Below are 25,854 nucleotides of genomic sequence, written 5' to 3' on the forward strand. Positions count from 1 at the left end.
ACGCAACCTAGCCCCCGCCCAACTCTGAAAAATCTTTAGCTGGCCTTCTTCGCCGGCGCGGTGGTCGGGCCGACCTTCTTCTGGATGGCGCGCTTCAGCTCGAGGGCGCGCGGCGACAGGGCGTCGGCGTTGGCCTTGAGCAGGAAGGCGTCCAGGCCGCCATTGTGGTCCACGCTCTTGACCGCGTTGGTCGAGACGCGCAGGCGCACGTTGCGCTCCAGGGCTTCCGAGATGAACGTCACGTTGACGAGGTTCGGCAGGAAGCGGCGCTTGGTCTTGATGTTGGAGTGGCTGACCTTGTGGCCGACGAGGGGGCCCTTGGCCGTCAGTTCGCAGCGGCGAGACATGGTATCAATCCTTTAGTTCGAACCCCCAACGAGTGCGGCCGCCATTTTGGGCGCCACGGGGGCAAATTCTGTGTCCTTGCAGGGAGCGGGCGGACGTATAGGGGGGAAGGGGCGGGCAGTCAAGGTTTTGGGGCGGATTTCGTGGTTCGGTCGTGCCCCGCAATCGGTGTCATCGCCCGGGCGCGACCGGGCGATCCAGTAGTCCAGCAGCCGGGCTTGAGTCGAGGGGCCGCGGCGTACTGGATGCCCCGGTCGAGCCGGGGCATGACAGCGGCGCTGGGGGTAGCCAGGTGCGCGCTCCTGACACGCCCCCGATCACCAAAACGGCAATGATTGTCGCGCCTTACCATCACATAAAGGGCGCATTCACCGCCGAAATATCAGGTGGAGTTCCGCTGCCTTGCGGCCCGGACACATTGTTTGCTGCGGTTTTTGGCTTAAGTAACAACCGTTCGCGCCCCGATTGGACCGTTTCGTGCTCAAAACCTCCCGACGACTGCCCCGGCTGCGCGCCGGCCGGCTGGCCTTCGCCGCCTGTTGCGGCCTGGCGCTGGCGTGGGGGGCCGATCCCGTGGCGGCGCAGGGCAAGCTCGAGGCGCAGTACGAGGCGACGCTGGCGGGCATTCCCGTCGGCCGCGGCGCCTGGAACATCGACATTCAGGACGATGTGTTCGCCGCGGCGGCCTCCGGCGGCACCACGGGGCTGCTGAAATCGTTTGCGGGCGGGTCCGGCACCGGCGCCTCGCAGGGCCGCGTCGTCAACGGCGCGCTGGTTGCGACCGGCTACCAGGCCTCCACCACCACCTCGAAGAAGACGGAAAACATCCACATCACCCTCGACAAGGGCAATGTGAAGGAGTTCGGCATCGAGCCGGAGCCGCCGGTCGATCCTGACCGCATCGTCGTCACCGACGCGCATCGCCGCGGCGTGTTCGACCCGATGACGGCCTCGCTGCTGCGCGTGCCCGGCACCGGCGATCCTCTCACGGCGGACGCCTGCCACGCCAGCGCGCCGGTGTTCGACGGCCGCATGCGCTACGAGCTCAAGCTCGATTTCAAGCGCATGGAGACGGTGAAGGCCGAGAAGGGCTATCACGGCCCCGTCGTGGTCTGCGCGCTCTATTTCGTGCCGGTGGCCGGCTACATCCCCGACCGCCCCGTGATCAAATACCTCGCCGCCCAGCGCAACATCGAGATCGCCTTCGCGCCGGTGGCGGGTACGCGCATCCTGGTTCCGTTCTGGCTGAAGGTCCCGACGCCGCTCGGCCCGGCCATGCTGGAAGCCACCAGCTTCATCACCGCCCCCCAGCCGCCACGCGTGGCGAAGACGCAGTAGATCTTTCTTGCCCTCGTAAGAAAATCGTGCATTTTCAGTTGCTTAGGCTGCGCGACGCTGACCGCTGCGGCTCACCCGCCCCTACTGTGCATGGGGTTGTTTTCGCACTTTTTGTTTTGGCTCCCCCAATCCGGGAATCCATTTGACTCCTCCCCGATTCTGATTCGACTCCGCGCCGTCCCCAATTTTAAGGAACCCGCCATCGAAACGTCGCTTGTGCGGCAGTCCAAAACTCCATCTAGTGCGAGTGAAAACAGACTCCCGCGACATGTTGCGTGAACGTAACAGGACTCAACGGGGAGTCAGCGATTCGGCCGCGATTCGTTCTAGAGTCGTTCCGAAGCTTAAAGAGAACGGGAAAAGCGTCGCAAAGTGAGACAGTTGCGCGAAGTTTGGGGGAGCGTCCGGACACATGGCCGACACATGAGCGCCCCATCGCCGCTGCTTGGTCCCCTCACCCTGAGGAGGCCGCGCAAGCGGCCGTCTCGAAGGGCGAGGGGCCCGGCTCCCTCAACGGCGCCAGCCGGGCCTTCATCCTTCGAGACGCGCTGACGCGCTCCTCAGGATGACGGGCACGCCCCCCATTCGGCACTGACATTCGCCCAAATCGCCATTACCTAATTGCCCAGACATGGCCTTCTCTTCCTCCCCCTTCGCTTCCGAGCGCGCCGTCCACGACCGAGTGCCCGGCGTCGGCGTCACTGCGGTGCTCGGGCCGACCAACACCGGCAAGACCCATCTCGCCATCGAGCGGATGCTGGCGCATCCCTCGGGCATGATCGGTCTGCCGCTGCGCCTGCTCGCGCGCGAGGTCTACAACAAGATCGCCGCGCGGGTCGGCAGCGACGCCGTCGCGCTCGTGACCGGCGAGGAGAAGATCAAGCCGAAGAACCCGCGCTACTGGGTCTCCACCGTCGAGGCGATGCCGAGGGATCTCGACGTCTCCTTCCTCGCCGTGGACGAGATCCAGATCGCCAGCGATCTCGAGCGCGGCCACGTCTTCACCGACCGCATCCTCAACCGCCGCGGCCGCGACGAGACGCTGCTCTTGGGCGCAGCCACGATGCGCCCGATCATCGAGCGCCTGTTGCCGGGCGTATCCATGATCACGCGGCCGCGGCTGTCGCAGCTCGAATTCGCCGGTGACCGCAAGATCACGCGCCAGCCGCGCCGCACCGCCATCGTCGCGTTCTCCGCCGACGAGGTCTACGCCATCGCCGAGCTGATCCGCCGCCAGCATGGCGGCGCCGCCGTCGTGCTCGGCTCGCTGTCGCCGCGCACGCGCAATGCGCAAGTGGCGATGTTCCAGAACGGCGACGTTGATTACCTCGTCGCCACCGATGCCGTCGGCATGGGCCTCAATCTCGACGTCGACCACGTCGCCTTCGCCTCCGACCGCAAGTTCGACGGCTACCAGTTCCGCCGGCTGACGCCGGCCGAATTCGCGCAGGTCGCGGGCCGCGCCGGCCGTGCCACGCGCAACGGCACCTTCGGCACCACGGGCCGCTGCGCGCCGTTCGAGCCCGAGCTCGTCAACGCGCTGCAGAACCACACCTTCGATCCCGTGAAGATGCTGCAATGGCGCAACACGAAGCTGGATTTCTCCTCGCTCGGCGCGCTCCAGGTGTCCCTGAACCTCGCCCCCGGCCATGAGGCGCTGACGCGCGCACCCGTTGCCGAGGACATGCGCGTGCTGGACCACGCCGCCCGCGACGGCGAGGTGCGCGATATCGCGCATGGCAAGGCCGCCGTGGAACGGCTCTGGGAGGCCTGCCAGGTCCCGGATTACCGAAAGCTGTCGCCGGCCGCCCATGCCGAGCTGGTGACCACGCTGTACGGCTTCCTGATGCAGAAGGGCTGCATCCCCGATTCCTGGTTCGAGGCCCAGATCACACAGGCCGACCGCATCGACGGCGATATCGACACGCTGTCGGCCCGGATCGCGCAGATCCGCACCTGGACCTTCGTCGCCAACCGCCCGGACTGGCTGAGAGACCCGGAACGCTGGCAGGGGATCGCGCGGGAGGTCGAAAATAAATTATCGGATGCGCTCCACGAACGCTTGACTGAGCGTTTCGTTGATCGCCGGACCAGTGTATTGATGCGCCGCCTGCGGGAGAACACGAGCTTGAATACTGAAATCGGCAAGACCGGCGAAGTCATCGTCGAAGGCCATGTCATCGGCCGCCTCGACGGCTTCACCTTTGCACCGGATGCGGCGGAGGCCGGCTCCGATGCGAAAGCCTTGCAGGCTGCAGCGCAAGCGGTGCTCGCCGGCGAGATCAACGCGCGCGCCGAAAAGCTGGGCAATGCGCCGGACGACCAGTTCGTGCTGACCTCGGAAGGCATCATCCGCTGGACCGGCGATGCCGTGGCGCGGCTGTCTGCCGCAGACGACGCGCTGCATCCGCGCATCCGCATCATCTCCGACGAGCGCCTGACCGGGGCGCCGCGCGAGAAGGTGCAGGCGCGGCTCGAGCTCTGGCTCAAGACCCATATCGAAAAGCTGCTCGGGCCGATGTTCGAGCTGTCGAAGGCCGAGGACGTCACCGGCATTGCCCGCGGCATCGCCTATCAGCTGGTCGAGGCGCTCGGCGTGCTGGAGCGGCCGAAGATCGCCAACGAGCTGAAGGATCTCGACCAGCCCTCGCGCGCGACGCTGCGCAAATACGGCGTCCGCTTCGGCGCCTACCACATCTATTTCCCCGGCCTGCTCAAGCCAGCCGCACGCGCGCTCGCCGCGCTGCTCTGGGCGCTGAAGCAGGACAATGTCGATCTGTCCTCGCTCTCGGGCGCGCAGCATCTGGCATCGTCCGGCCGCACCTCGTTCCCGGTCGACAAGGCGCTGCCGCGCGATGCCTATCGCGTGCTCGGCTACAAGCAGGCCGGCGAGCGCGCCGTGCGCGTCGACATCCTGGAGCGCCTGGCCGATCTGATCCGCCCGGCGCTGGCCTGGCGCGAGAACTCGCCCGGCGAAAAGCCCGCCGGCGCCTTCGACGGCCGCAGCTTCGTGGTGACGCAGGCGATGACCTCGCTGACCGGCTCGGCCGGCGAGGACTTTGCCTCCGTGCTGCGCGCGCTCGGCTATCGCATGGAGAAGCGTCCGCCGCGTCCGGCGAAGCCCGCCGCGCCTGCCGCCGAGACGCCGGCCGCTGAGGCTTCCGCCGAAACGCCCGCGTCCGACGAGGCTGTTGCCTCCGCAGAGACGGCCATCGAAGCCGTCGGCGAGCCTGTCACCGTCGAAGACGCGCCCGGCATGGAACAGCACGACGAGGCAGCGCAGGAAGAGCCGGCGCTCGAAGCCTCGCCCGAAGCGCCAGTTACGCCCGAGGATGCTCCCGGCATCGCGCCGCCGGCCGAAGAGCCCGTTGCGCCCGCCGAGGCTGCTGTTGAAGAGCCTGCTGTTGAAGCTGCTCCCGCCGAGACCGCTGCGACAGAAGCTGCTGCATCGCCTGATGCGGCTGCACCTGTCGAGGCTGCAGCAGCGCCCGCCGAGCCGGAACTCGTCGAGGTCTGGCGCCCCGGCGGCCGTCACGAGGACCGCAAACCGCGCCACGAGCGCCATCGTCACCAGCGTCACAACAACCAGCCGCGCCCGCAGGCCGGTGCTGAAGCGGGCGCTGCGCCCGCCGAGGGCGAGGCCGCGCAGTCCGCCGACGGCGAGAAGCGCGGTGAGCGTCAGCGTCATGGCGGCCATCGCCGCGACGGCGGCCGCGACTTCCGCAAGCCGCGTGAAGGCGGCGAGGGCGGCGAGCGCCGCGACGACCGCAATCGCAGCTTCCAGGGCAAGGGAGACCGCGACAAGGATCGCGATCGTAGCCGCGACAACAAGAAGTTCGGCGGAGATCGCGACAAGGGCCGCGACAATCGTGGCCGCGACCGCCAGGGCGGTCCGTCGCTGCGTCCGTACGCATCGAGCGCGAACCCGCGCGAGCGCGATCGTCCCGCCGATCCGAACTCGCCCTTCGCCAAGCTCGCGGCGCTGAAGGAACAGCTGTCCGGTCGGAAGGAGTGATCCCACGACCGAGCGGCAGCGCATCGACAAATGGCTGTGGCACGCGCGGGTGGTGAAGGCGCGCACCTCCGCGGCCGAGCTCGTCGAGTCCGGCCATGTCCGCGTCAACGGCACGCGTGAGAAATCACCGGGCCATGCGATCAAGATCGGCGACGTCATCACCGTCGCACTCGATCGCACCGTGCGGGTGCTGAAAGTGACCGCCTTCAACGAGCGCCGCGGCGATGCCGCCTCGGCCCGCGTGCTCTACGAGGAGCTCAGCGAAGCAAATCGCAATTAATTGCGCTTCGTATTCATTTCTTGGTCGATCAAACACATAAAGCCGTCATGATCGCCCCTTCCCGACCTTGCGGCGCCGGGCCATCCGCGCTACGCAAGCCGCGACTTCTAAAAGAGCTTTTCGGAGCGTTGGATGACTTACGTCGTCACTGAAAACTGCATCAAGTGCAAGTACACCGACTGCGTCGAGGTCTGCCCGGTCGACTGCTTCTACGAGGGCGACAACATGCTCGTCATTCATCCTGACGAGTGCATCGACTGCGGCGTGTGCGAGCCGGAATGCCCCGCCGACGCCATCAAGCCGGACACGGAACCGGGCCTCGAAAAGTGGCTCCAGGTCAACGCCGACTACGCCAAGAGCTGGCCGAACATCACCCAGAAGAAAGAATCACCCCCCGACGCGAAGGAATTCGATGGTCAGGAAGGCAAGTTCGAGAAATATTTTTCTCCGAACCCCGGCTCCGGTGACTAAATTCTGGCGCAAACTTAACCCTAATATCTTCGTCAGCGCCGAAAACCAGCCCTGAAGACCCCTAAATCATTGATTTTTGCGGGAAATGTGCTATATTGGGCACATTAAGCTGAACCCCCGTCAGCCCAGTTGGCCCCGTTGGGTTCCCGTGAAACCAAATGTCGAAACAGGGGCGTGGCAGTTTCCGCGCGCAGGCTGTGTCACAGAAAACGCGTAAAAAGAGTACTTCAGCGAGGGCTTCCCATAAGGAGGCCAAAAAAGTCGCCGCGGCCAGCCGTAGCGCATCCAAGGGTCGGACCACGACTAAGGCACCGGCTGCAAAGTCCTCGAAGAACAAAAGAAGCGCAATGCCTAACAAGACTGCCAAACCGGCCGCGAAAGCGACCGTTGCCAAGCCTGCTGCTGCCAAAGCTCCTGCTGCCAAGCCCGCCGCGCCGAAGGCTCCTGTTGCTGCTGCGCCCGCCAAGACCCCTGTCGCTGCCAAGCCGGCCGCCAAGCCCGCTGCTGCGCCCAAGGTCGAGGAAAAGAAGGTCGTGACCCAGCGCCAGGGCTTCAAGGCCAACGAATTCGTCGTCTATCCCGCTCACGGCGTCGGCCAGATCCTGGCCATCGAGGAGCAGGAAATCGCCGGCGCGAAGCTCGAGCTGTTCGTCATCAACTTCATCAAGGACAAGATGACGCTGCGCGTTCCGACCGCCAAGGTCGCCAACGTCGGCATGCGCAAGCTGTCCGAGCCCGCCCTCGTCAAGAAGGCGCTCGAGACGCTGAAGGGCCGCGCCCGCGTCAAGCGCACCATGTGGTCGCGCCGCGCCCAGGAATACGAAGCGAAGATCAATTCGGGCGACATCGTCGCGATCGCCGAGGTCGTGCGCGACCTCTATCGCTCGGAGTCGCAGCCGGAGCAGTCCTACAGCGAACGCCAGCTCTATGAAGCGGCGCTCGACCGTCTGTCCCGCGAGATCGCAGTGGTGCAGCACTCGACCGAGACCGAAGCGGTCAAGGAGATCGAGGCCCAGCTCGCCAAGAGCCCGCGCCGCGCCAACGCCAAGGCGGAAGCCGCCGACGGCGAGGCCGATAGCGATGCCGACGGCGATACCGATGATACCGATGGCGACGACACCACCGTCGCCGACGAGGCCGCCTAAGCGTCTCGCCTCGATCGCAAGAGATCAAAAGCCCGGCCGTTCGGCCGGGCTTTTTGTTTGCGTGGGGAGGCGAAGCTCGGGGCTCCCGTCCCATCGTTATCCCGGCAGCGTCAGGGGCTTTCGGCTGTAGAGCGATGTCCAGCCACTGATGTCGGCAGCCATGATGCGGGCGCTTTCGAACAGAACGCCGGCGCTCAGATCGAAGTCGAGGCGCTCCAGAGCGATGTCGTAGGTCTCCTGCAGCAAATCGAGCTGGGCCCCTGTTCTCGCCGATCGCTCAGCCGCCCCCTCGAACTCGCCGGTAAACCGGATGCCGGTCACCGCGGCACCCAGCGAAGGGAGAAAGGCCGTGGCCGCGGCGACCCAGCGGGCCGCACACGTGAGGAATGCCGTCCACACCGTAAATTGCTTGCCGATCGACAGAGCGACGAGAAATCCGAGGAGCAGGGCGAGCGCGACTGCGAAGCAGACGTTGCCCGACCGGTGCAGGATGTGTTCCCAAACTCTGTGCATCCTGAGATTGGTCGCATGATACCTGATCTGCGGCTCCAGCTCGGCAGCGACGGTCGCGCTCAAGATCTTGCGCTGATATTCCGGACCAAGAGTGCCTGACGGCAGGCCGAGCTCGCGCATGGTCGCGCGGAAGTACCAGAGCAGCCAGTCGGCACCCGGTCGTGCCGCAGCCTCGACGTAGGAGCTTTTCTCGTACTGACCAACTAGGCTGAGAAAACGCAGGTGCCGAAGTATTTCCGCCAGCGCGCGATAGTCGAGCCAGCGATCGTGCCAGCGTCGCGCTTGTCCCCGCCAGACGATCGCGACGATCGAGGCGACGATCAGGAACTCGATGCCAACGAGACAGAGCTCGCTCCACGGAATGTGGTTATGTGCGTTGTCGTGCAGCAGGAAGCCGGACAGTGCGACGGCGACGGCCAGCGACGACAGCAGATAGACCGACACATAGGCGAGGCGATAGCGCCGGCCGTACCGGCGTGCCAGCGCGTCGGTCGCAAGGCAGCGCGGCAAGAGCACGTCGACCAGCCGCGACTTGAATTTGTTCTCGGGGAGCTCCGACAAAAAGCGATCCCAGGACTGTCTCTTCCCCTTGTCGATCGCTGGGATTGATTCCGACAGGAATTCGTTGAGCCTGTCGGCTGCATCCGAGGCGTGATGCTTGATGTCCCAGGGTTCGCGTGCGCGATGGGAACTCTTGCTGATCGCGAGGGCCTGGCGGACGAGATCCGCGATGGGCCCGGAGGTTGCGTCTGCCATGGGTGTGTCGCGCTCGACATCGCCGACCCGGCTGATGACCCAGGGCCGTTGCAGTCGATCGGCCGCAATCCAGATCACCGGGATACCGGTCTCGGTCGCATGCTCCACGGTATCGGCGGTGCCGCCCGGAAGGCCGACATGCGGGCTGCCGTCCCACACTGCGACCAGCACATCAATCTGGCGCAACAGAACATCGCGCGAGCGAACCAATCCCTTGTCGTCGTCCAAGGGCGGTCGCGGCAGGATCGTAACCCCGCCGCAACGCCGTAACGCCTTCGCAAATTCGCCGGCCGCACGCTCCCCGCACCCCGCGGGCGCCGTGGTCTTCAGCGCATGTTCGTACTCGTCTTGGGGGGAGGGCAGCAAACCCGCGATCGCCCAGGTTTCGGAGCACTGCTCCACCGCCAGCGCGTCGGTGCCGTCGGCAAGGCTCGACAACAGCACCATTTGCGGCCGGGTCGGTGCATAGAGATCAGGCTGCTGTTCAAGTTGCTTGCGGCACTCGTCCTCGATGGCACGAAAGACATCCGCGAGCTGATCCTGGAGGCGCTTCTTGTGCTCCTCCTTCAGGCGCGCAGAGCGATGACCAGTCACGCCGACAACGAAGGTCAGGGCCGGTCTCGCAACCGTCATGGTGCACTCTTCCCCCAAATATGCGCGCCGCGCGTCAGTAAAGCGGCCGTACCCTGGATGTGCAATCGAAATCCGACACGCCGGGGTGGTGGCGGGGCCGCGGGCCCGTGGGCAGTCAAATCGGCCTCGGTGCCAGCCTGTCGCAGGCGCCGATACAGCTTGACGTTGTGGCGCGTCCGCAGCTAACCTGACCACTGCCGGCCGCCTGCGGGTTACCGCGGAGATTAGCGGAGATTAATTGGCATGACGGATAATCGCGTCCAATTTTTTATGTCTTACGCCTGGAATGACAACCGGCTGCCGCCGGGTGAGCATCCGGACAAGCAGCCATTTGTGTCGGCTCTGGCTCGGCAAATCGAATGGCACTTCAATTACGCAAAACCAAATAGCCCTTTGCTCTGGTGGGATCGCGACAACATCGATGATGGCACCCAATTCCGTCCCGCGATCCGCGCCGCCATCGAGGCGTCTTCGTTCCTCGTCATCGTCCTGTCAGAGCATTGGCTCGCAAGCGAATACTGCCAACTTGAGCTCAAGATGTTTCGCGAGCGCTGGCAGCACGAGAGCGACTTTGATTTCAAACATCGCATCATCCTGGCGCACAAAAGTCACGTGCCGAAGGAGCGCTGTCCTGAGCTGCTGCCGGAACAGCGCGGATTCCAGTTTTTCTCGAAAGCGGGTCCTCACTACACGCTCTGGCGGCCGAGCGAAGAATTCTATTCGGTGGCCAACGATCTCGCCCAGATTCTGATCAAACGTGCCAAATTTGAGTATCCGCCTCCGCCTCCACCGCCACCACCACCTCCCCCGGGGATTAAGGTATATCTGGCGAAGCCAGCTCCTGACATGCGTGATCAATATTTGCGCGTGCATCGGGAATTGCTGCGCGATGGATTCCACGTTGTGCCGGCTGTTGCCGACGACATTCCGCTCGACACTGGCGCGATCGACTTCATCGATAATGAGCTGAAGGACGCCAAGGTATCGATCCATCTCCTGGGTCGCAGCGCGGGCCCGGCGCCAGCGGATCTCGAACACATCGTGAAGCTGCAGCTCAACAAGGCTGGGGACCGAATCCCCGCCACCGGCGCAGACGATAGCGCAGCCTTTCATCGCCTGATTTGGGCGCCGAAGACCTTCGATGATCCGTCGGGTCACCCAGCCGTGCGCGACCCAATCGACACTCTCAAGAGCTTTAGTGCTCAACGACCCGGGGATCGCACGGAAGGAGCCAGCCTCAGCCCCTTTATCGACTTCGTGATAGAGCATCTCAGGAAGATCAGTCCACCACCGCCGCCCCCTCGGCCACAGGTCGACTTCGATCACATCTACCTGTGCCACGACGAGTCGGACACCGATTACGCAGCAGAGGTGGCGTCGTTACTCGAAGAGCACGAGATCAACTACGTCATGCCGGCATACTACAACACGACCGATCTCGAGCGGCGGCAATTTCATCGTGAGCGACTGTTTGAATGCACGGCGGTGGTCATGTGCTGGGCAAAGGCCTCGGAGACCTGGGCTAGAGCGCAGTCGAAGGAGCTGCGGAGCTGGCAGACGCTTGGCCGTACGCAACAGTTCGCGTGCCGAGGCCTCATCGCAGGACCGCCACCGGACCGCCGCAAGGACGAGAAAATGCTCCGGAAACTTTTCCCGTCGAAGGAAATCGATCTCGTCCTGAGCTGGGCTCAGACCGAGAATCCCAGCATCGAGGTACTGAAACACATCTTGCGCTCGAACACCGAACAGCGCGCCCATGAGTGAAGTCACGAACGATCTGATTGCTGCCACTCCCAACCAGTTGGCCGTTGTGACAGCACCTTTTCCGGGTCTGAGACCCTTCGCCAAGCGGGATCACAAATATTTCTTCGGACGTGAAGACCAGACGTTCGCCCTCTACCGGCTGCTGCGGACCAACCATTTCATCGCGGTGGTCGGCAGCTCGGGAAGCGGCAAGTCGTCGATCGTGCGTGCCGGGTTGCTGCCGCTTCTCGAGCAGGAGAATGACGAATCAAGCCGGAAGGTGTGGCAGTACGCGGCAATGAGGCCCGGGCGGGCGCCCATCGATCGACTGGCGATCGGGCTCGCCAAGGTCGTCGGCGCCAACGACGAATTCTTTGAGGCCCGGCGCGATCGCATCGCGGCCCTGCTGTTCGCCTCCAGCCACGGCCTGACGGACGCGCTGCCTTACGTTGCCGCCGATCCCGATACGCAGCTCGTCGTGCTGGTCGACCAGTTCGAGGAGCTGTTCCGCTACATGTCGGCCGGTGCCCAGACCGACACGCGCCTCGAGCTGTCCCGGCGACGCGAAGAGGCGATCAATTTCATTCAGCTCCTGCTCGCCGCGACCCGCAGTCACGATAGCAGGATACGCGTCGTGATCACGATGCGCTCCGATTTCATCGGCGATTGCGCCCGCTTTCAGGGGCTGCCTGAGGCCGTGTCGTCGGCGCAATTTCTCGTGCCGTCGCTATCCCGCGACCAGCGCGAGGAGGCGATCCGTGGGCCGGTCGAATTGTCGGGCGCGACCATCTCGTCCGAACTGGTGGAACGGCTGCTCAACGACAGCAGCGAAGAGCTCGATCAGCTGCCGATCCTTCAGCATTGCCTGGCCCGGCTTTGGATCAAGGCCAGCGCAACCGCGGGGGAAGCCGTCGATGGCGGCGCCATTCCGGGACCCGCCACGCGGCATTTGACCGAGCAGGACTACAGGGACATCGGCGGGCTCTCGGGCGCCATCTCCAATCATGCGGAGGAGATATTCTCGTCCCTGCCCGGCCGGGAGAAGATCGTCGAACAGGTCTTCCGTGCGCTCGCCGAGATCGACAGCGAAGGGCGGGCCGTGCGCCGCGCGCGATCGCTCGGTCAGCTCATTGCGGAGACCGGCGCTACGCGCGAAGATATCTGCGCGGTGCTTGACCAGTTTCGAGCGGACGAATGCTCGTTCCTGGTTCCACCCCTGTCGTCGTCACCGACCGCTGGCCTGCCGGATGAAACCATCATCGACGTCGGTCACGAGGCGCTGCTGCGCCGCTGGACCCGCGTTTCAGGCGACCCGGACGCAACCGGCGAACGCGGCGACAAGCGCGAAGTCGGCTGGCTGCGGCAGGAGCAGCGGGATGGCGAGCGATATCGCTTCCTCCATTCCTGCGTGGATTCCCGGAGCCTCAACGAATCCCGGCTGTCCGACGATCAGGCAAGGCGCTACTGGGGTTGGTGGGACAAGTGGAAGCCCAACGCGGCGTGGGCGGCCCGGTATGGCGGCGGCTACAACGAAGTCGAGCGTCTTGTGCGCGACTCCTATGCCGCGAGCGGTCGCAGCCGAAAGCTCAAGAACGCGACATATGCGGTCGTGGGCGTCGCGTTGATCCTGCTGGCGGTCGGCGGCACGGCGCTGTACCGGGCAAGCGAGACCTTCAACCACGTGGCGCGATCGACCAGAAGTCTCTCGAGTGCGGTGCTCGAATCCTTCAACTCCGGCCAGACATCGCTCGATTCGGCGATGAAGTACCGCGACATCGTGAAGGAACTGTACGATCGTTTCGACGACCTTCCCAATACGGCGCAAGTGGCACAGCTGAAGACGTCCTGGTTGCTGACGTCGTCTGATCTGAACCTCGCGCTCGATGACAAGGCAACCGCGAGACGGGACGCGACGAGAGCCGAGGAGATTGCGCGTTCCTATCTGAACAGCAGCGCCGACGACAAGGGATGGCTGCGCCTGCGCTATGGAGCACTCTTCAGGCTTGGCGACCTCGATCTCGAGGACTCCGCCGTTTACGATGGCGCGGGGAATGTGGTTGCACGTCGTGAGGGGCCAATCGCCGCGGCGCTGGCCAACTACAAGGAAAGCGAGCGAATTGCCGCCAGATTGCTGGACTTCGACGTTGCGAACCCGACGAGCATCAACGAGGTGAGCGTAGATCACCTCGCGCTACAGCGGTTCGAGCTGGCGTTCGCAATCAACAAGACCGGCGAGGCGCTTCAGGTCAAGAAGGACTTTGCCGGCGCTACCTCGAAGTTCACGCAAGCTTTCGAGTACGCGACCATGATCCAGGGGGCTTCGCGGATGGAATGGAAGCTCCAGGCCGCCGCTACCCAGGTCAAGATCGGGCGCGTGCTCAAGGATTCGGTCGATATCGACGGCGCGTTGCTGCGTTACTCGGATGCCGTCGATCGTCAGGAACTTCTATTCCGGGCCTATCCCAGCGACAAGATCCTCCGCGCCAACCTCGCGGCTTCCTATGAAGACCGTGGGGTGCTCTACGGCACGAAGAAGGATCACGATGCTGCGCGTCGGGAGCTCGACAAGGCCGCCCAGATCTTGACCGCGCTCAACGAGGAGGATCCACGCAACGTGAGGATTCTGGACAGCCTCGGCAGAGTCTATGGGAGGGCCGGAGCGGTCGAGCAGGACAGGGCGGCGTCGCAAGGCCTGTCCATGGATCCGGCCATCGCGCAATACCGCAAGGAGGTGGGCGCCCGCGAGAGGCTTGCGCAGCGCCGTGCAGGCGACAAGGCCTATCAGGATCGCCTGCTTCAGAGCCAGGACAGGCTCAAGCGGGTCGAGGCGCAGGCGACAGGGTCCTTCAAGGAGGCGACCGAAAAATCGACCGAGGCGAAGTGAGGCGCCAGCCTATTTCACCGGCCGTTTCTCGAGCTTCCGCGCCAACGTGCGCCGGTGCATCCCCAGCCGCCTTGCTGCTTCGGAGATGTTGAAGTCCGTCTCGATAAGGGTCTGGTGAATACGCTCCCATTCCAGCGTCTTGATCGAGGTCGGCCGCGCATCGAGCGCGACGTCGGCGTTGCCGTCGGCCTTTTGGAAGGCGGCTTCGATGTCGTCGGTGTTCGACGGTTTCGCGAGGTAGTGGCAGGCGCCGAGCTTGATCGCCTCGACGGCGGTGGAGATGCTGGCAAAGCCGGTGAGCACCACGATCAGCATATCGGGGTCGTGCGTGTGCAGCAGTTCGACGCAGGCGAGCCCCGAGGCGCCGCCGAGCTTGAGGTCGACCACGGCGTGGCCGAAGGAGCGCCCCTCCAGGACCTGCCGGACCTCCTCGATCGAGGCGGCGAGCACGACCTCGTAGCCGCGGCGCTCGAAGGAACGCTTCAGCGTGCGTGCGAAGCCGGCATCGTCCTCGACGACGATGAGCGAACGGTCAGGCGTCAAAGCTGCCTCCGATCGCGAGCGTGGCGAGCGGCAGCGTCAGGCGCACCGTGGCGCCGCGCTTCCTGTGGTTCTCTGCGGTCACGGTGCCCCCGAGTTTTCGCACCACATTCACCACCAGGAACAGGCCGAGCCCGCCGCCGGCGCGGCCCTTGCTGGAATGATAGGGTTTTCCGAGCTGCGCCAGCATTTCCGGCGCGAAGCCCGGGCCGCGGTCGCTGATCGACAGCACGAGATTGTCGCCCTCGCGTTCGGCCAGCAGCTCGACCCATTCGCGAGAGACTTCATAGGCGTTGTCGAGCACGTTGAAGATCACCTGCTTCAGCGCGATGTCCGAGACGATCGCGACATCCTCGCCAAACGTGTTGACGAAATAGAGCGTGCGCGCCGAACGGGCGTTGCGCCATTCGTCGACCAGGTCTGTGACGAAAGCCGTCACGGTGGTCGGCGAGGAGCCTTCGCCGCGGGCTTCGCCGGCCGACACCAGGATGCCTGTCACGATCGACTTGCAGCGCTGCAGCGAGGTCTCCATCTCCGCCAGGTCCTCGGCGAGCTCCTGATCGGCGGCGAGGTCCGGCATGCGGCGCCAGTCGCTGAGGATGACCGAGAGCGAGGCCAGCGGCGTGCCGAGCTCATGCGCTGCGCCGGAGGCGAGCAGGCCCATGCGGACGATGTGGTCCTGCTCGGCCGCATGCTGGCGCAGCGCGGCCAGATGCGCGTCGCGATCGCGCAAATTCCTGTTGATGCGGGTGACGAACACGACCAGCAGCACGGCGTTGAGCGCGAAGCCGAGCAGCATGCCAGCGACGGTGAGCGTGTAGGTCTCGCTGAGCGGATTCGGCGGCAGCTCGAGCGGCCGGTAGGCCAGCGTCAGCCAGACGAAGCAGGCGCAGGTCAGTGCCACCAGCGACCAGGTCGAGCGGGCATCGAGCAGCACAGCGGCCAGCGTCACCTGGAGCAGGAACAGCGAGGTGAAGGGATTGGTGGCGCCGCCGCTGAGATAGAGCTGCGCGGTCAGCGCGGCGACGTCGAGCATCAGGGCGACCAGCAGCTCGTTGCTGGAGATCGCGGCGCGATGGCGTACCCAGACCAGGCTGGAGACGTTGAGCAACACCAGCGCGCCGATCACCGCGCCCATCCGCTCCAGCGGCAAGGGGATGCCGAGCCAGAAATGCACACCGCCGATGGTCACGATCTGGCCGACCACCGCGGTCCAGCGCAGCTGGATCAGCAGCGCCATGTTCTTGCGGTTGGTCTCGTCGTCGGTGGGCGCAGCGCCAATCAGCTCGCTGCGCGTATCCGCCTGCGATTGCAGAGTGACGGCCAGCCCGCCGCCATGGGCGAGCGTCTGTGGTCTTCCGTCGTCAGGCCTGTTCGACGATCGTTCCAGCATCTGATCCCGTCCTGCGCGCGGCGGCATCGGGGCCGCCAGCCGGTTCGTGGACGAAGCCCTTCCGGGCTTTCTTGCGGCGGAACAGCCCGCCGCCGAACGTGACGAAAAATTTACCGGCCAGCATGAAAGCCAGGGCAAACCACGTCAGCGCATAGATCAGGTGGTTATTGGGAAAGCGGATCACGGTCAATCCGCCGATAGGCCCCTGGACGGGGCCTTGGGCGCTTTGTGATCCGGCATCGGCATCGACGAAAAAGGGCGCGACATCGTGCAGGCCGCGTGCCGTTGCGATCGCGGCGATGTCCCGCGAGTACCAGCGGTTGTGCTGGGGCACGTTGTTGCGGAGGAATCCGCCCTTCGGCTCGGTGATGCGCAGGAGGCCGGTGATTTCGACCTCGCCCTCGGGATTGCCGCCCTGGCGCGTCGATGCGTCGCGCCGCTCGGTCGGCACGAAGCCGCGGTTGACCAGGACCTGCGTCCCGTCATGGCGCTGGAGCGGCGTCAGCACCCAATAGCCGGGGCCTTCCTCGGTGACGGCCTGAACCAGCGTTTCCCGGTCATGCAGGAAGCGGCCTGCGAGGCTGACATGCCTGTATTCATCGTTCGCGGCAGTGACCGCGGGCCAGGCCGCCGGTGCTGGGATCGGCTGGGCCGGGGCATGGACGCGCTGCTCGACGCGGTCGATCAGCGCCAGCTTCCAGGCGCGGCGCTCGATCTGCCAGACGCCGAGCGCGATCAGAATTGCAAAGGCGGCGAGCGAGAGGACCGTGACCCACAGGCGCGGACGCGCAGCCTTGCCGCGCGTCCGGTCTGCCTTGCTGGTCACGGTCCCGCTATCGCTCACTTCATTCCGCTCATCTGGTGGATGGGCATCATGTTGCTGTTGAGGTGGTTCATCACCCACAGCGAACCGGACAGCGCGATCACCACCATGACGATGGTGAAGATAAGCGCCATCATGCTCCAGCCGTTCTCGGACTTGGGGCTCATGTGCAGGAAGTAGATCATGTGCACGACGATCTGCACGACCGCGAAGGCCATAATGACCAGTGCGGTGATCTGCTTGCTCGGCAGCGTGCCGCTCATCACCAGCCAGAACGGGATCGCGGTGAGCACGACCGAGAGCACGAAGCCGAGCATGTAGCCCGAGAAGGTGCTGTGGGCGTGGCCGTCGTCGTGATGATGGTCGTGCGCGCCGGCTGCGTGCGTATTGGTGCTCATCGCAGAACTCCCAGGAGATAGACGAAGGTGAAGACGCCGATCCAGACCACGTCGAGGAAGTGCCAGAACATCGACAGGCACATCAGGCGGCGGCGGTTGGCCTCGATCAGGCCGAATTTCCCGACCTGCACCATCAGGGTCACCAGCCAGATCAGGCCGCAGGAGACGTGCAGACCGTGGGTGCCGACCAGGGTGAAGAAGGCGGACAGGAAGGCGCTGCGCTGCGGCGTGGCGCCTTCATGGATCATGTGGGCGAACTCGGTGAGCTCGATGCCGATGAAGGCGAGGCCGAACAGGCCGGTGATCGCCAGCCAGATCTGCGTCTGCGCGACCTTGTTCTGCTGCATGGTCAGCATCGCAAAGCCGTAGGTGATCGACGACAGCAGCAGCATCGAGGTGTTCACCGCGACCAGATTCAGGTCGAACAGGTCCTTCGGCGCGGGACCGGCGGCGTAATTGGCGCCGAGCACGCCGAAGGTGGCGAACAGGATCGCGAAGATGAGGCAGTCGCTCATCAGATAGATCCAGAAGCCGAGCGAGGTGCTGTAGCCTTCCGGATGCGGGTGTTCGTCGGCGAGGTAGAACAGCGGCTCGCCGGTTTGCGTGGGATTGACAGCGACAGTCATTTACTTGGCTCCGGCGAGCAGTTTGGTACGCGCGTCCTCGGTCCGGATGACGTCCTCAGCCGGAATGTCGAAGTCGCGGTGATAGTTGAAGGTGTGACCGATACCGACGACGAGCATCGCAACGAAGCTCACGGCCGCCAGCCACCAGATGTACCAGATCAGGCCGAAACCCATCGCGGTGGCGAGGCCGGCGAGGATGACGCCGGTGCCGGTGCTGCTGGGCATGTGGATCGGCCTGAACCCGGTGAGCGGACGCTGGTAGCCGCGCTTCTTCATGTCCCACCACGCGTCATTGTCGTGAACGACGGGGGTGAAGGCGAAGTTGTAGTCCGGCGGGGGCGAGGAGGTCGCCCATTCCAGCGTGCGCGCGTCCCAGGGATCGCCGGTGACGTCCTTGAGCTGCTCGCGCTTGAGCAGGCTCACCGCGAACTGCATCAGCATCGAGAGAATGCCGATGAAGACGAACAGCGCACCGATCGCGGCGATGACGAACCAGATCTGCAGGGACGGATCGTCGAACACGCGCAGGCGGCGGGTCACGCCCATCAGGCCGAGCACGTAGAGCGGCATGAAGGCCAGGTAGAAGCCGGTGACCCAGAACCAGAACGACATCTTGCCCCAGAACGGATCGAGCTTGAAGCCGAACGCCTTCGGGAACCAGTAGTTGATGCCGGCGAACGCGCCGAACACCACGCCGCCGATGATCACGTTGTGGAAGTGCGCGATCAGGAACAGGCTGTTGTGCAGGACGAAGTCGGCCGGTGGCACCGCGAGCAGCACGCCGGTCATGCCGCCGACCACGAAGGTCAGCATGAAGGCGATCGTCCACATCATCGGCAGCTCGTAGCGGATGCGGCCGCGATACATCGTGAACAGCCAGTTGAACATCTTCGCGCCCGTCGGGATCGAGATGATCATCGTGGTGATGCCGAAGAACGAGTTGACGCTGGCGCCCGAGCCCATCGTGAAGAAGTGGTGCAGCCACACCAGGTACGACAGGATGGTGATGACGACCGTGGCGTAGACCATCGAGGTGTAGCCGAACAGCCGCTTGCCGGAGAAGGTCGAGGTGACTTCCGAGAAGATGCCGAAGGCGGGGAGAACCAGGATGTAGACCTCGGGATGGCCCCAGATCCAGATCAGGTTCACGTACATCATCGGGCTGCCGCCGAAATCGTTCGTGAAGAAGTTGGTGCCGACGTAGCGGTCGAGCGAGAGCAGCGCGAGCACGACGGTCAAGACGGGGAAGGACGCCACGATCAGGATGTTGGTGCAGAGCGAGGTCCAGGTGAACACCGGCATCTTCATCATGGTCATGCCGGGGCAGCGCAGCTTGACGATGGTACAGATCAGGTTGATGCCGGATAACGTCGTTCCGACGCCGGCGACCTGCAGCGCCCAGATGTAATAGTCGACGCCGACGTCGGGACTGTAGCCGATGTTGGACAGCGGCGGATAAGCCAGCCAGCCGGTGCGGGCGAACTCGCCGATGAACAGCGAGGCCATCACCAGCACCGCGCCGCCGACCGTCATCCAGAAGCTGAAATTGTTCAGGAACGGGAACGACACGTCGCGGGCGCCGATCTGCAGCGGCACGACGTAGTTCATCAGGCCGGTCACCAGCGGCATCGCCACGAAGAAGATCATGATCACGCCGTGGGCGGTGAAGACCTGGTCGTAGTGATGGGCGTTGAGATAGCCTTCGGACCCACCAAACGCGAGCATCTGCTGGCCACGCATCATCAGTGCGTCGGCAAAGCCCCGCAGCAGCATCACGATGCCGAGGATCATGTACATGATGCCGATGCGCTTGTGGTCCACCGTGGTGAACCATTCGCGCCAGAGGTAGCCCCAGAGGCGGAAATAGGTGAGGCCGCCGAGCAGCGCGGCGCCGCCGAGCGCCACCACCGCGAAGGTGCCGACGACGATCGGCTCGTGCAGCGGCAGCGATTCGAAGCCGAGCCGGCCGAAGATGAGCTTGAGAAGATCAGGAGACATGCGCGTTCTCTTTAGGAGTCTGACTTCGGACGCTGTCCGAGGAAGAAGGACGAGGACTTCAGCGGCGTGAAGGTCGGCCGCTTCAGGCCGGCGCCGGTGAGCGGCGCGATGTCGATCGGGGCCTTGATCGACGCGGTGGTCTGGCCCTGCGGCGCATCCGGCGTGCAGGTGCCGGCGACGAAGGTCGGCTCCGGCCCGAGCGGGGTGCCGCGGCGGGCGTACTTGTCGTAGGTGAGCGGCAGGGTGTTGTTCAGGCCTTCATGGCCGCGGCCGCCCTTGGCGTCGATCGCCATCATCTCGCTCTGGCACATCTTGCCGGTCTCGACGCACATGTTGAGGATCAGGCGGTAGAGATCGGAATCGACCGTGCCGTAGCGGCGCACCGGCTCGTTCTCGCTGGGCTTCTCCAGCTGGAGATATTCGGTGCGGCCGAGCGAGCCGCCGGCGGATTTGGCCTGCGCGACCCAGGCGTCAAAGCCCTTGTCGTCGAGGCCCTGGAAGTTGAAGCGCATGCCGGAGAAGCCGGCGCCGCTGTAGTTGGCCGAGAAGCCCTTGTAGGTGCCGGCGTGGTTCACGACGGCGTGGAGCTTGGTCTCCATGCCCGGCATCGCATAGATCTGGCCGGCGAGCGCGGGGATGTAGAACGAGTTCATCACCGAGGAGGCGGTGATGCGGAAAGTGATCGGACGATCGACCGGCGCAGCGAGATCGTTGACGGTGGCAATGCCGTAGTCCGGATAGATAAAGAGCCATTTCCAGTCGAGCGCCACGACGTCGACCTCGAGTGGGGCCCTGGACTGGTCCACGGCATGCTCCGCCTTGATGCGGCCGAGCGTGCGGTAGGGGTCGAGCAGATGCGTGCCCATCCAGGTCAGCGCGCCCAGGCAGACGATGATGAGCAGCGGCGCCGACCAGATCACCAGCTCGAGCTTGGTCGAGTGGTCCCATTCCGGCTCGTAGCGGGCCGAGGTGTTGGACTGGCGGTAGCGCCAGGCGAACAGCACCGTCAGGGCCATCACGGGGACGACGATCAGGAGCATCAGGACGGTGGAGATGATGACGAGGTCGCGCTGCTGGGCAGCGATGTCGCCGGCTGGCGCCAGCACGACGTAGTCGCAACCGCTGAGTGCGGCAGCCAGAGGTAGTAGCGCCAGGATCTTGAGACGAGACACGGGCCGAGCCTTTGAGAATGAGTTTCCTTTGCGGGGCCAAGGGGTAGCTGCGGCGCAACAATCCGGACATTGGACAATTTGTCCAATGTTGCAGTGCGAGATGTTGGGTCAGACAGGGGCAGATTGCCTGGCGCCCCGCCGGGCGGTCGGCTTTGGTTTTCAGGACGTTAAGGGCGCACGAATGGCGACGGCACAGACCCCTGCAATGGCAGACCTCCACTCGGGCGAGCACGGCCACGACCAGGCCAGTCCCGGCGAGATCGCCATCGGCGTCATCATCGGCCGCACCTCGGAATTCTTCGACTTTTTCGTCTACGCGATCGCCTCGGTGATCGTATTCCCGCGCCTGGTGTTCCCGTTCACGAGCGAACTGACCGGCACGCTCTATTCCTTCATGATCTTCGCGCTGGCGTTCCTGGCGCGGCCGATCGGCACCGTCATCTTCATGACGGTCGACCGAGAGTACGGCAAGACGGCCAAGCTGGTCTCGGCGCTGTTCCTGCTCGGCACCGCCACCGTCGCGCTCGCCTTCCTGCCCAGCTATCACGAGATCGGCGTTGCCGCGATCTGGCTGCTGGCGCTGGCGCGCATCGCGCAGGGTCTGGCCTGGGGCGGCGCCTGGGACGGCATGGCCTCGCTGCTGGCGCTGAATGCGCCGGCCTCGCAGCGCGGCTGGTACGCGATGGTGCCGCAACTCGGCGCCCCGCTCGGCCTGATCGTGGCGAGCGCGCTGTTCGCCTATTTCGCCGGCAATTTGTCGGCCGAGGACTTCTTCGACTGGGGCTGGCGCTATCCGTTCTTCGTCGCGTTCGCCATCAACGTCGTGGCGCTGTTCGCCCGCCTGCGCATGGTGACGACGGAAGAATATGCCTCGCTGTTCGAGACCCGCGAATTGCAGCCCTCGCGCATCTCCGACACCGTCGCGCGCGAAGGCCACAACATCATGCTCGGCGCGTTCGCGCCGCTGGCCAGCTTCGCACTGTTCCACATGGTCACGGTGTTCCCGCTGTCCTGGGTGTTCCTGTTCACCCGCGAAAGCCCGGTGCGCTTCCTGATCATCGAGATCGTCGCCGCCGTGTTCGGCGTCGCCGCGATCGTGGCCTCCGGCGTCATCGCCGACCGCGTCGGCCGCAAATCGCTTCTGATGGGATCGGCGATTGCGATCGCGATCTACAGCGGCTTTGCTCCGCAGCTGCTCGATGCCGGCGCATTCGGCGAAACCATCTACATGGTGATCGGTTTCATCCTGCTCGGACTCTCGTTCGGCCAGTCCTCCGGCGCGATCGCCTCGAACTTCAAGCAGATGTACCGCTACACCGCGTCCGCGCTGACCTCCGACATGGCCTGGCTGTTCGGCGCCGGCTTTGCGCCGCTGGTCGCGCTGCTGCTCGCGACCAATCTCGGCGTCATCGCCTCGGGTGCGTATCTGCTGTCCGGCGCGTTCTGGACCCTGCTCGCACTCTGGCTCAGCGGCCAGCGCGAGGCCGGCGACCTGGACGCGGGCTCCTCCGCGAACTGAGGCGATCGATCAGTTGCGTGGAATGCGGCTCTGCGGCGAGGTCTCCTCGCCGTTGAGCTTGGCAAGGAGAGTGGACAGTCGCTTTGCCAGCTGTTTGACGTCGGCATCGACGAGCCCGTCACGGACGCAAACGACGGCGCGCGATGGCGGCAGTTTCGGCAGATAATAGTCCCTGGATTTGACGACATCCGATCCGGCGAGGACGCTCGGCATGGCGGCGACGCCGAGGCCCGCCCGTACAGCTCTGATGCGCACGGCGGAATCCGAGCTTCGCAGCACGATCCGGTAGGCAATGCCGCTGCGATCCAGCGGCCCGATCATCCAATTGTCCTCGGGCAGCGTAATGATCGGGATCGGCGCGCCGGGCCGCGCGACGAAATCCCTCGACTTGACCCAGCTCGTCTCGAACTGGAATTCACCGACGATCAGATCCTCGAGGTCCTGCCCGAAATTGTCGCGTACGAACAGGCAGGCAACATCGATAAATCCCTCGAGAAGGCCGCGTCGAATCTCGGTGGAGAGCTCGGCTGAGACGAAGATGTTGGAGAGGCTTTCCTTGCTGAACTCGTTGAGCAGCTGCTCTGCCAGAAGCTGGCTCACGCCCAGCCGGCGTACGGCGGATTTATCCGACCCTCCCAGCCTGAGAAGCTGGTCATTCGCGTCGACGATGCGGCGAGCCTGTTGAAGCGCGAGCTTGCCAAGCTCGGTCAGAACGGTGCCATTCGCGGTCCGCGAGAACAGCTCCCCGCCGATGAGACCCTGCAGGCGCTTGATCTGCGCACTGATCGCCGGCTGGCTAAGGTTGAGCCGCTCGGCCGCTTTTGACATGCTGCCCGTCTCGGCGATCGCCACGACGGTTCGCATGGTCTCCATGGGAATATTTTGAATCTGCGGTCGAAGCACTCAGCTCCTCCGGGCAGGTGGCATCAATGAAACTTATCTCCCTATAGAATCAGTGTTCTTGTGATTCGGGCGCAGCCGGCCGACGCTCTACGGTTGTGCGTCAGAAGTTCGACCGCAATTGGCCTTTGGTGTCGATCACGTTACAAAAATCTATATGGCTATTTGCGTGCATAAGCACTTCAACTGCTGCGTGTGTGACTATCCATACCTTGTAAATGCGCATTCCTCAAGCTCCGTAGAAACTCGGGGCATTGAGGTTCTTGTCATATGCGTTTTGGAAAAGATCAGAGCGGAGCAACGGCGGTCGAATTCGCCATCATGCTCCCGATGTTTCTCGCGCTGATATTCGGCATAGTAGTCTTCGGATCCTATCTCACCATGGTTCACGGCGTTCAGCAGCTTGCGGCCGAAGCTGCCCGGACGTCGGTTGCGGGCCTCAGCGATAGCGAACGCAACAGTCTTGCCACGTCCTACGTGACGTCCAGTGTCGGAAGCTATCCTCTGCTGGATGCGGCAAAGATCAACGTCGTGGCTGCGCCATCCAGCTCCGATCCGAATGCCTATATCGTGAAGGTCAACTACGACGCTTCCGCCAGCTTCATCTTCGCGCTTCCGTTCGTCCCTCCGCTGCCGCAGTCGATCTCGAGATCGGCGGTCATTCCCAATGGAGGATTCTGAGATGAGGCTGGCGACACTCATCTCCCGTTTCGCGGCGGATCGCTCGGGCAATTTTACCATCATGAGTGCTTGTCTGATGACGCTCGTCATCGGCTGCACCGCGCTCGGCGTCGATGTCGGCGCGATCTTCACGGACAGGCGTAAAGCCCAGGGCGCTGCCGACCTCGCTGCCATCGTCGCTGCGAGCAATCTGTCCAACGCCTACAATGCCGCCTCGGCAACTGTCGTGAAAAACAACTACCCGGCGGCGTCGCTGGTCTCCGTCGACGTCGGCACCTACACGCCCAATCCCGCGGCGGCACCGCAGGCGCGGTTCGTCACGCCGTCTCCCGGTACCGCCAATGCCGCGCGCGTGACGTTGAAGACCGAAACGCCGCTGTATTTCGCCCGCTACATCACCGGCAAGGACAAGTTCGCGATCAGCACGCAGGCGACGGCGTCGAGCACGGCATTCGCCTCGTTCGCCATCGGATCGCGACTGGTGTCTCTCAACGGAGGCCTGCTCAACGCGATACTCGGCGGCATGCTCGGGACGACCGTCTCGCTGTCGGCCATGGACTACCAGGCGCTGGTCAATGCGCGGATCGACGCATTCGACTTCCTGTCGGCCCTGGCGACGCGCCTGAGTCTCACCGGCGTGACATACAACGACCTGCTGTCGGGCAACGTCAAATTGCCGGACGCGGTTGCTGCAGCGCTCGCCGCCCAGCAGGCGACCAACGGTGCGAGCTCGGCAACCACCGCTCTGTCGGGCATATCGCAGGCGCTGTCCGGTCTCTCGACCAAGGTCAGCGTCGGCTCGGTGATCGATCTGGGGCCCTATGGCGGCATGATCGCCGGCCAGAAGCCGAAGGTCGGCGTCAGCGTCTCGGTCTTCAGCCTGCTTTCGGCGATCGCGGAGGTGGCCAACGGCACGCACCAGATCACGGCGCCCGTGAGCCTGGGGTTGCCGGGCATCACCGCCGCGAGCCTCGTCGTGACCGTCGGCGAACGGCCCGTGGGCTCGAGCTGGGTCGCGGTCGGCACGCAGGGCGCGAGCGTCCATACCGCCCAGACGCGGATCCTCCTGATGGTCCAGATCGGCGGCAGCGGAATCGTTCCGGCCATCAATCTGCCGCTCTATGTCGAGATCGCGCAAGGCACGGCCACGCTCGACGCCATTTCGTGCAGCCGCGCGAATATCACCAACTCGACGGTGACGCTGGGCGTGACGCCGGGCCTCGTGGATGCCTGGATCGGCAACGTCTCGACGGCGGACATGACGAATTTCACCAGCAAGCCAAATCCGCCGCCGGCCGTGCTCGTCAATGTCGGCGGCTTCAACATCTCCGGCCGCGCGCATGCGGCAATCGGGAATACCTCGCCGACCTCGGTCGAGTTCACCTATGTCGACATCCAGTCGCAGCTGGCGAAGACGGTCAGCACGCGAAACTTCACCTCGTCTCTGACGTCGAGCCTGCTCGGCGATCTCTCGCTCACCGTCAGCGGCGTCGGCATTCCGATCCCGGGGCTAACGTCGTCCGTCAGCGGCATCCTGTCGGGATCGACCAGCTCGATCGACCTGCTCGTGGCGTCGGTGCTGTCGACGCTCGGGGTCGGCGTCGGTCAGGCGGATGTGTGGGTGTCGGGTGTCCGTTGCGACGGCGCGGTGCTGGTCAACTAGCGTGCAGGAGGGGACGAC

At 64.4% G+C, this 25,854-nt stretch carries 20 protein-coding genes; 10 read left to right on the forward strand and 10 right to left on the reverse strand.

What is annotated here, in order from left to right; translation table 11 throughout:
- Positions 1-35 precede the first annotated feature (35 nt).
- Entirely contained in the window at positions 36-347 is a 312-nt protein-coding gene (gene rpmB, locus A7X65_RS32220; protein ID WP_063692908.1) for a 50S ribosomal protein L28, read from the reverse strand.
- Positions 348-822: 475 nt separating this feature from the next.
- Between rpmB and A7X65_RS32225 the strand changes: the two genes are divergently transcribed.
- The 5 genes from A7X65_RS32225 (at position 823) to A7X65_RS32245 (ending at position 7,594) form a co-directional block, all read left to right on the forward strand.
- Positions 823-1,683 carry a DUF3108 domain-containing protein gene (locus tag A7X65_RS32225; protein WP_430643687.1) on the forward strand — a complete coding sequence of 287 codons (861 nt, stop codon included), beginning with the start codon at positions 823-825 and terminating at the stop codon, positions 1,681-1,683.
- Positions 1,684-2,314: 631 nt separating this feature from the next.
- Positions 2,315-5,698: a helicase-related protein gene (locus tag A7X65_RS32230; RefSeq protein WP_063692911.1), complete on the forward strand. Its 3,384-nt coding sequence runs from the start codon at positions 2,315-2,317 to the stop codon at positions 5,696-5,698.
- Between the two features lie 22 nt (positions 5,699-5,720).
- Positions 5,721-5,978, forward strand: a complete 258-nt coding sequence (locus tag A7X65_RS32235) for an RNA-binding S4 domain-containing protein (RefSeq protein WP_082885135.1) — start codon at positions 5,721-5,723, stop codon at positions 5,976-5,978.
- Positions 5,979-6,110: 132 nt separating this feature from the next.
- Positions 6,111-6,449, forward strand: a complete 339-nt coding sequence (gene fdxA / locus A7X65_RS32240) for a ferredoxin FdxA (RefSeq protein ID WP_014490375.1) — start codon at positions 6,111-6,113, stop codon at positions 6,447-6,449.
- Positions 6,450-6,796: 347 nt separating this feature from the next.
- Positions 6,797-7,594, forward strand: coding sequence for a CarD family transcriptional regulator (locus tag A7X65_RS32245; RefSeq protein WP_082885136.1), 798 nt, complete (start codon positions 6,797-6,799; stop codon positions 7,592-7,594).
- A 96-nt stretch (positions 7,595-7,690) separates the two neighbouring features.
- On the opposite strand, the gene A7X65_RS32250 is transcribed toward A7X65_RS32245, so the two are convergent.
- Positions 7,691-9,691: a DUF4231 domain-containing protein gene (locus tag A7X65_RS32250; RefSeq protein ID WP_156528309.1), complete on the reverse strand. Its 2,001-nt coding sequence runs from the start codon at positions 9,689-9,691 to the stop codon at positions 7,691-7,693.
- A gap of 48 nt (positions 9,692-9,739) precedes the next feature.
- Here A7X65_RS32250 and A7X65_RS32255 point away from each other — a divergent pair, with 48 nt between their 5' ends.
- Positions 9,740-11,260, forward strand: a complete 1,521-nt coding sequence (locus tag A7X65_RS32255) for a toll/interleukin-1 receptor domain-containing protein (RefSeq protein ID WP_063692917.1) — start codon at positions 9,740-9,742, stop codon at positions 11,258-11,260.
- Positions 11,253-14,123 carry an nSTAND1 domain-containing NTPase gene (locus tag A7X65_RS32260; protein ID WP_063692919.1) on the forward strand — a complete coding sequence of 957 codons (2,871 nt, stop codon included), beginning with the start codon at positions 11,253-11,255 and terminating at the stop codon, positions 14,121-14,123. Before A7X65_RS32255 ends, A7X65_RS32260 begins: the two co-directional genes overlap by 8 nt.
- 9 nt (positions 14,124-14,132) lie before the next feature.
- Here A7X65_RS32260 and A7X65_RS32265 read toward each other — a convergent pair whose 3' ends face one another.
- The 7 genes from A7X65_RS32265 to cyoA are packed head-to-tail and all read right to left on the reverse strand — an operon-like array spanning position 14,133 to position 21,073.
- Positions 14,133-14,666 (reverse strand): response regulator transcription factor, encoded by a 534-nt coding sequence (locus A7X65_RS32265; protein ID WP_063692920.1) that lies wholly within the window; start codon positions 14,664-14,666, stop codon positions 14,133-14,135.
- Entirely contained in the window at positions 14,656-16,056 is a 1,401-nt protein-coding gene (locus A7X65_RS32270) for an ATP-binding protein (RefSeq protein WP_063692922.1), read from the reverse strand. The genes A7X65_RS32265 and A7X65_RS32270 overlap by 11 nt, the downstream gene beginning before the upstream one ends.
- A complete protein-coding gene (locus A7X65_RS32275) occupies positions 16,028-16,900 on the reverse strand; it encodes an SURF1 family protein (RefSeq protein WP_063692924.1) in 873 nt (290 codons plus the stop codon). Before A7X65_RS32275 ends, A7X65_RS32270 begins: the two co-directional genes overlap by 29 nt.
- Positions 16,897-17,277: a cytochrome o ubiquinol oxidase subunit IV gene (gene cyoD / locus A7X65_RS32280; RefSeq protein ID WP_063692926.1), complete on the reverse strand. Its 381-nt coding sequence runs from the start codon at positions 17,275-17,277 to the stop codon at positions 16,897-16,899. The genes A7X65_RS32275 and cyoD overlap by 4 nt, the downstream gene beginning before the upstream one ends.
- Positions 17,274-17,903 (reverse strand): cytochrome o ubiquinol oxidase subunit III, encoded by a 630-nt coding sequence (gene cyoC / locus A7X65_RS32285; RefSeq protein WP_063692927.1) that lies wholly within the window; start codon positions 17,901-17,903, stop codon positions 17,274-17,276. The genes cyoD and cyoC overlap by 4 nt, the downstream gene beginning before the upstream one ends.
- Positions 17,904-19,901: a cytochrome o ubiquinol oxidase subunit I gene (cyoB, locus tag A7X65_RS32290; RefSeq protein WP_063692929.1), complete on the reverse strand. Its 1,998-nt coding sequence runs from the start codon at positions 19,899-19,901 to the stop codon at positions 17,904-17,906.
- 11 nt (positions 19,902-19,912) lie between these two features.
- Positions 19,913-21,073, reverse strand: a complete 1,161-nt coding sequence (gene cyoA, locus A7X65_RS32295) for a ubiquinol oxidase subunit II (protein WP_063692931.1) — start codon at positions 21,071-21,073, stop codon at positions 19,913-19,915.
- Positions 21,074-21,254: 181 nt separating this feature from the next.
- Here cyoA and A7X65_RS32300 point away from each other — a divergent pair, with 181 nt between their 5' ends.
- On the forward strand, positions 21,255-22,592 hold the full coding sequence (locus A7X65_RS32300) for an MFS transporter (RefSeq protein ID WP_063692933.1): 1,338 nt from the start codon (positions 21,255-21,257) through the stop codon (positions 22,590-22,592).
- A 9-nt stretch (positions 22,593-22,601) separates the two neighbouring features.
- Here A7X65_RS32300 and A7X65_RS32305 read toward each other — a convergent pair whose 3' ends face one another.
- On the reverse strand, positions 22,602-23,465 hold the full coding sequence (locus tag A7X65_RS32305) for a LysR family transcriptional regulator (protein ID WP_063692935.1): 864 nt from the start codon (positions 23,463-23,465) through the stop codon (positions 22,602-22,604).
- A 297-nt stretch (positions 23,466-23,762) separates the two neighbouring features.
- On the opposite strand from A7X65_RS32305, the gene A7X65_RS32310 reads away from it, so the two are divergent.
- Both A7X65_RS32310 and A7X65_RS32315 read left to right on the forward strand, forming a co-directional pair.
- Positions 23,763-24,173 (forward strand): TadE/TadG family type IV pilus assembly protein, encoded by a 411-nt coding sequence (locus tag A7X65_RS32310; RefSeq protein WP_063692937.1) that lies wholly within the window; start codon positions 23,763-23,765, stop codon positions 24,171-24,173.
- A 1-nt stretch (position 24,174) separates the two neighbouring features.
- Positions 24,175-25,836 (forward strand): pilus assembly protein TadG-related protein, encoded by a 1,662-nt coding sequence (locus A7X65_RS32315; protein WP_063692938.1) that lies wholly within the window; start codon positions 24,175-24,177, stop codon positions 25,834-25,836.
- Positions 25,837-25,854: the final 18 nt, after the last annotated feature.

Origin of the sequence: Bradyrhizobium stylosanthis (assembly GCF_001641335.1) — a bacterium.
Classification (GTDB): domain Bacteria; phylum Pseudomonadota; class Alphaproteobacteria; order Rhizobiales; family Xanthobacteraceae; genus Bradyrhizobium; species Bradyrhizobium stylosanthis.

Bases quoted from the DNA above. Each gene is read 5' to 3' on its own strand.
- rpmB (WP_063692908.1), bottom strand. From the start codon at position 347: ATGTCTCGCCGCTGCGAACTGACGGCCAAGGGCCCCCTCGTCGGCCAC.
- A7X65_RS32230 (WP_063692911.1), top strand. From the start codon at position 2,315: ATGGCCTTCTCTTCCTCCCCCTTCGCTTCCGAGCGCGCCGTCCACGAC.
- fdxA (WP_014490375.1), top strand. From the start codon at position 6,111: ATGACTTACGTCGTCACTGAAAACTGCATCAAGTGCAAGTACACCGAC.
- A7X65_RS32245 (WP_082885136.1), top strand. From the start codon at position 6,797: ATGCCTAACAAGACTGCCAAACCGGCCGCGAAAGCGACCGTTGCCAAG.
- A7X65_RS32255 (WP_063692917.1), top strand. From the start codon at position 9,740: ATGACGGATAATCGCGTCCAATTTTTTATGTCTTACGCCTGGAATGAC.
- A7X65_RS32260 (WP_063692919.1), top strand. From the start codon at position 11,253: ATGAGTGAAGTCACGAACGATCTGATTGCTGCCACTCCCAACCAGTTG.
- A7X65_RS32270 (WP_063692922.1), bottom strand. From the start codon at position 16,056: ATGCTGGAACGATCGTCGAACAGGCCTGACGACGGAAGACCACAGACG.
- cyoD (WP_063692926.1), bottom strand. From the start codon at position 17,277: ATGAGCACCAATACGCACGCAGCCGGCGCGCACGACCATCATCACGAC.
- cyoC (WP_063692927.1), bottom strand. From the start codon at position 17,903: ATGACTGTCGCTGTCAATCCCACGCAAACCGGCGAGCCGCTGTTCTAC.
- cyoB (WP_063692929.1), bottom strand. From the start codon at position 19,901: ATGTCTCCTGATCTTCTCAAGCTCATCTTCGGCCGGCTCGGCTTCGAA.
- A7X65_RS32300 (WP_063692933.1), top strand. From the start codon at position 21,255: ATGGCGACGGCACAGACCCCTGCAATGGCAGACCTCCACTCGGGCGAG.
- A7X65_RS32305 (WP_063692935.1), bottom strand. From the start codon at position 23,465: ATGGAGACCATGCGAACCGTCGTGGCGATCGCCGAGACGGGCAGCATG.
- A7X65_RS32310 (WP_063692937.1), top strand. From the start codon at position 23,763: ATGCGTTTTGGAAAAGATCAGAGCGGAGCAACGGCGGTCGAATTCGCC.
- A7X65_RS32315 (WP_063692938.1), top strand. From the start codon at position 24,175: ATGAGGCTGGCGACACTCATCTCCCGTTTCGCGGCGGATCGCTCGGGC.